This window comes from Actinomycetota bacterium (assembly GCA_036280995.1).
In the GTDB taxonomy this organism is placed as follows: Bacteria; Actinomycetota; CALGFH01; order CALGFH01; family CALGFH01; genus CALGFH01.
The window spans coordinates 1-4787 of record DASUPQ010000754.1; the positions used below are offsets into that span (position 1 = coordinate 1).

The 4787-nt window shown below is 73.8% G+C and carries 5 protein-coding genes; 3 read left to right on the forward strand and 2 right to left on the reverse strand.

The genetic code is table 11. The features are described from left to right. On the forward strand, positions 1 to 329 hold a 329-nt coding region (locus VF468_25265; protein ID HEX5881597.1), incomplete at its 5' end, for a hypothetical protein. Here the strand turns inward: VF468_25265 and VF468_25270 are convergent. Continuing rightward, positions 326 to 1801, reverse strand: a complete 1476-nt coding sequence (locus VF468_25270; GenBank protein HEX5881598.1) for an amino acid permease — start codon at positions 1799 to 1801, stop codon at positions 326 to 328. The genes VF468_25265 and VF468_25270 overlap by 4 nt on opposite strands. A 97-nt stretch (positions 1802 to 1898) precedes the next feature. Between VF468_25270 and VF468_25275 the strand changes: the two genes are divergently transcribed. Next, positions 1899 to 2657, forward strand: a complete 759-nt coding sequence (locus tag VF468_25275; protein ID HEX5881599.1) for a DUF3105 domain-containing protein — start codon at positions 1899 to 1901, stop codon at positions 2655 to 2657. On the opposite strand, the gene VF468_25280 is transcribed toward VF468_25275, so the two are convergent. Continuing rightward, entirely contained in the window at positions 2654 to 3772 is a 1119-nt protein-coding gene (locus VF468_25280) for an NDP-sugar synthase (protein ID HEX5881600.1), read from the reverse strand. The genes VF468_25275 and VF468_25280 overlap by 4 nt on opposite strands. Before the next feature lie 265 nt (positions 3773 to 4037). Between VF468_25280 and VF468_25285 the strand changes: the two genes are divergently transcribed. Continuing rightward, positions 4038 to 4787, forward strand: a 750-nt coding sequence (locus VF468_25285) for a hypothetical protein (GenBank protein HEX5881601.1), incomplete at its 3' end; no start/stop codon positions are given.

Genomic DNA, 4787 nt, shown 5'->3' on the forward strand with positions numbered 1-4787 from the left:
GCTTCGAGGTCGTCGCCGTCCCGGCCGGTGCCCGGGCCGCCTGCCTGGCCGCCCTCTCCCCCACCCCGCCGGCCCTGGCCGGGGCCCCGGCGCTGCTCGCCTGCTGGCTGGTCCCGCCGCCCGACCCCGGCCCGGAGGCCGGCGTGGCCGGGGTCGAGCTGGCCGCCGGCGGAGCCCTGCGGACCCTGATCCTCGGCCTGCACGCCCTGGGGGTCGGGGCGGTGTTCGAGGCCGCCGCCCCGGCGGCCCGGCCGGCCCTGGCCGCCGCGCTCCGCCTCGACCCGGCGTGGGAGCCGCTCGGCCTCCTCGGCGCCGGCCACCCTGCCTAGCGACGGGCCGGCGGGCGCTCCCCGGCCTGGCTGCGGGCCAGGCGGCTGCTGCGGTAGCCGTAGAGGAAGTAGACGATGAGACCGAGGGCCATCCAGACCAGGAACCGCCACCAGGTCAGGGTGCCGAGGTTCAGCATCAGGAACACGCAGGCGAGCACGGCCAGGATCGGGATCAGCGGCACCGCCGGCATCCGGAAGGCCCGCGGCAGGTCGGGCTGGGTGCGGCGCAGCACGATGACCCCGAGCGACACCAGCACGAAGGCGAACAGGGTGCCGATGTTGACCATGTCGGCCAGGGTCGAGAGGGGCACGAAGGTGGCGATCAGGGCCACGACCACACCGGTGACGAGCGAGATCACCCAGGGCGTGCCGTAGCGGGGGTGGACGCTGGCCAGCCACCCGGGCAGCAGCCGGTCGCGGCTCATGGCGAACAGCACCCGGCTCTGGCCCATCAGCAGGATGAGGATGACCGTGGTCAGCCCGGCCAGGGCCCCCAGCGAGACCAGGTCGGCGATCCACCTGTAGCCGACCGCCTCGAGGGCGTCGGCCATGGGGGCGGCGCTGTTCAGCTCCGTGTACTTGACGATCCCGGTCAGCACCAGCGACACCACCACGTACAGGACCGTGCAGATGGCCAGCGACCCGAGGATGCCGATGGGCATGTCGCGCTGGGGGTTGCGGGTCTCCTCGGCGGTGGTGGCGACCACGTCGAAGCCGATGAAGGCGAAGAACACGATCGCCGCTCCGAACCCGATCCCGAGCCAGCCGTAGGCCAGCGGCTCGATGCCGAACAGCACCTGGATGAGCGGCGCGCCGGTCTCCACCGCGTTGGCCGCCTGGGGGGCCTCGGCCGGCGGCGGGATGAACGGGCGCCAGTTGGAGGCCGTGATCTTGACCGCCCCGGCCCCGATGAACAGGAACACCACGGCCAGCTTGATGGCGACCATGACGGCGTTGAAGCGGGAGCTGAGCTTCACCCCCAGGATCATCACCCCCGTCAGCAGCAGCACGATCGCCCCGGCGGCCAGGTTGACGGTGCCCTCCCCGGAGATCGACTCGGGGATGGGGAACACCGAGGCGAAGTACTGGGCCCAGCCGACGGCCACGGCCGCCGACCCGAGGGTGAACTCGAGCACCAGGTCCCAGCCGATGATCCAGGCGATCAGCTCGCCCAGGGAGGCGTAGGAGAAGGTGTAGGCGCTGCCGGCCACCGGCACGGTGCTGGCGAACTCGGCGTAGCAGAGGGCGGCCAGGGCGCAGGCGAAGCCGGCGAGCACGAACGACAGCGAGACGGCCGGGCCGGCCTTGGTCGCGGCGGCGATGCCGGTGAGCACGAAGATGCCGGTGCCGATGATGACGCCGATGCCGAAGACGGTGAGGTCCCAGGCCGACAGGTCCTTCTTGAGCTTGTGCTCGGACTCCTCGGTGTCCCGGATCGACTGCTCGATCGACTTCGTTCGCAGCACGCCCATGGCCATCGCCTCCTCTGCCGCCGCTCGCCCCGCGGGACCTGTACCCCGCTAGAATCTCCCGATACCGCCTTCCCGCAGCGATTCCGGAGCGCACCTGATGCCCGACACCCGCAAGACCAAGCAGAAGCCCGGACCGACCGGCAAGAGCCAGCCCGGCAAGGGCGGCCGGGGCACGGGCACGGGCGCCAAGACGGGCGCCAAGGGCCGCCCGCCCGACAAGAGCAAGCTGGCCAGGGGGGCGGCGGCCCGGCGGCTGGAGGAGAAGCGGCGCCGCCAGCGGACCCTGCTCTGGACCGGGGTGGCCGTGGGCGCGGTGGTCGCGCTGCTGGCGCTGATCTGGTGGCAGGGCCGCGAGGAGCCGCAGGCCGACAACCCGCCGGTCGCCCCGGCGGCGCTGGAGGCCGGGCGGCAGGCGGCCGGCTCCGAAGGGGTCAGGTCGTTCCCCGAGGCCGGCCGGGACCACATCGACGCCAGCCAGCAGCCCGACAACTGGAACTCGAACCCGCCGACCTCGGGCGACCACCTGGCCAACTGGCTGCAGCCCGGCGTCTACGACAGCGAGCAGGACCCGCGGGCCATGGTGCACAGCCTTGAGCACGGCTACGTGCTGATCCTCTACAGGGGCATCCCCGGAGACCAGCTCGACCAGCTGCGCCAGTTCGCCGAGCAGCGCGACGGGTCCAAGCTGATCCTGGCCCCCTACTCCGGCCTGGAGCAGGACGGGGTCGCCCTGGCCGCATGGCGCAACCTGGAGGTCCTCCAGCGGGTCAACATGGACGTCGTCCAGGCGTTCGTGAACGACTACATGGTCCCCGGCGCCACCAAGTCGCAGGCCCCGGAGCCGAACGCCGGCTAGAAGCGGATCGCGCCCAGGCCGAGGCGGACGTTCGGGGCCACCCTGACCCCGCCGGCCAGGATGTTGCCGGCCTCGATCTCGACGTTGTCGCCGACCACGGCGCCGTCGCGGACCACGGCACCGTCGCCCACGACCACGCCGCGGCCGATGATCGAGTCCGACACCTTGGCCCCGCGCTCGACCCGCGCCCCGTCCAGCAGCACCGACCGCTCCAGGCGGGCCCCGCCGGCGACCACCGTGTTGGGGCCGAGCACGGTCGGGCCGAACACGCGGCCCTCGTCCTCCACGACCGCGCCCTGGCCGACCAGGATGGGGCCGCGGAGCACGGCCCCCTCGTCGATCCGGGTGTCGTCGGCGAACCACTGGCTGCGGCCGCGCTCGGTGGCGTTGATGGGCAGGTGCAGGCGCCCCTCGAGCAGGTCGAACTGGGCGGCCAGGTACGCGATCGGGGTCCCCAGGTCGCGCCAGTAGCCGTGCAGCTCGTAGCCGTACACGGGCGCGCCCGAGGCCAGCAGCGACGGGAACAGGTTGCGCTCGAACGACGACGGCTGGCCGGCCGGGACGTGGTCCAGCACCGACGGCTCGAGCACGTAGACGCCGGCGTTGATCAGGTCGGTCACCCAGGCGTCCTCGTCGGGACCGGGCTTCTCCAGGAAGGCGGTGACGCGGTTGTCGGCGTCCACCGGGACCAGGCCGAACGCGCTCGGGTCGGGCACCCGGACCAGGGCAAGGGTGGCGGCGGCCTGGCGCTCGCGGTGGAGCGCGACCAGCCGCTGGAAGTCGACGTCGATCAGCACGTCGCCGTTGAGGACCAGGAAGGTCCCGTCCAGCAGGTGGGCGAGGCGCTTGACCGCCCCCGAGGTCCCCATCGGGGTGTCCTCGGACGACAGCACCACCTCGACCCCGGCCTTGCGGGCCTCGGGCAGGAGCTGGTCGAAGGCCTCGGGCAGGTACATGGTCGACAGCACGACCTCGGTGAACCCGCCGGCGGCGAGCTGGCGCAGGGTGTGGAGCAGGAACGGCTCGTTGGCGAACGGGATCAGCGGCTTGGGCCGGGTGCTGGTCAGCGGGCGCAGTCGGGTGCCGAACCCGCCGGCGAGGATGACGGCTTGCACGAGGGCGATCTCCTGACGCGACGAACGAAGGGCCGGAACTGCCGGCCAGGGTGACGCGCAGTCTACGGCGTCCAGCGTCCATTTGGCGGCGTACAACCCGCACGCAGGTCCCGGCCAGAGGAGGCGGCATGGCCGAGCGGATGCAGGACGGCGGGGGACCAGGGTCGAGCAGGCCGAGCGGGGCCAGGCGAAGCGGGTCGAGCGGGTCGAGGAGTTCATCGCGGGTCGCCGGCGGGGTCGGGGGGCAGCCATGGTTGGAGGGGACATGAACCGGACCAGGCCCATGGGATGGGCCGGGGGGCTGGTCGCCGCCGCGGTCGCCGCCGCCCCCTTCGCCCTCCTCTGGATCCTCCAGGTCAGCAACCCGCCTGCCCCACTGACCAGCCGGGCCCGCCTCGAGCTGGCGATCTGGCTGGCGGTGGTGGCCACCCCGGCGATGGCCGCGGCCTGGCTGCTGGGGCGGGCCTGGTGGCGCCAGGCCCACCCCCAGCTCACCACCCTGGACGGCCCCGGCTGGCTCCTGGCCGCCGCCACCGCGACCCTGCCCACCAGCCGGCGCCACTGGGGCCAGGCCATGGCCGCCGAACTGCCCCAGATCCCAGGCCAGCGGGCGCGGTGGCGCTTCGCCGCCGGCTGCGCCCGCTCCGCCCTCCCCCCGGCCAGGAGCCGGGCCGCGGTGACCACCGCCGGGGGCCTGACCGTGGCCGCCATGGCCGCGGTCGCCCTGGCCACCGCGGCCGCCCTGCCCGCCGGGCGGGTGTTCGGGCTGGCCCTGGCCGGGATCGCCGCCTGCCTTGCCGCCACCGTCTACTACCTGGCCGAACACCCCTCCTACCCGCAGAAGCGCTCGCTCACGGTGACGGCGAGTCTCCCGCCGGTGACGGCGGTCGTCCTGGCCGTGGCCCTGGCCGGCGGTGGGTGGCTGGCCCTGCGCCCACCCCGCTGGCTGGTCCCCGACCGCCACGGCCGACGCTTGGGCATCGCCATGGCCCTGGTCCTGGTCGCCGGCTTCCTG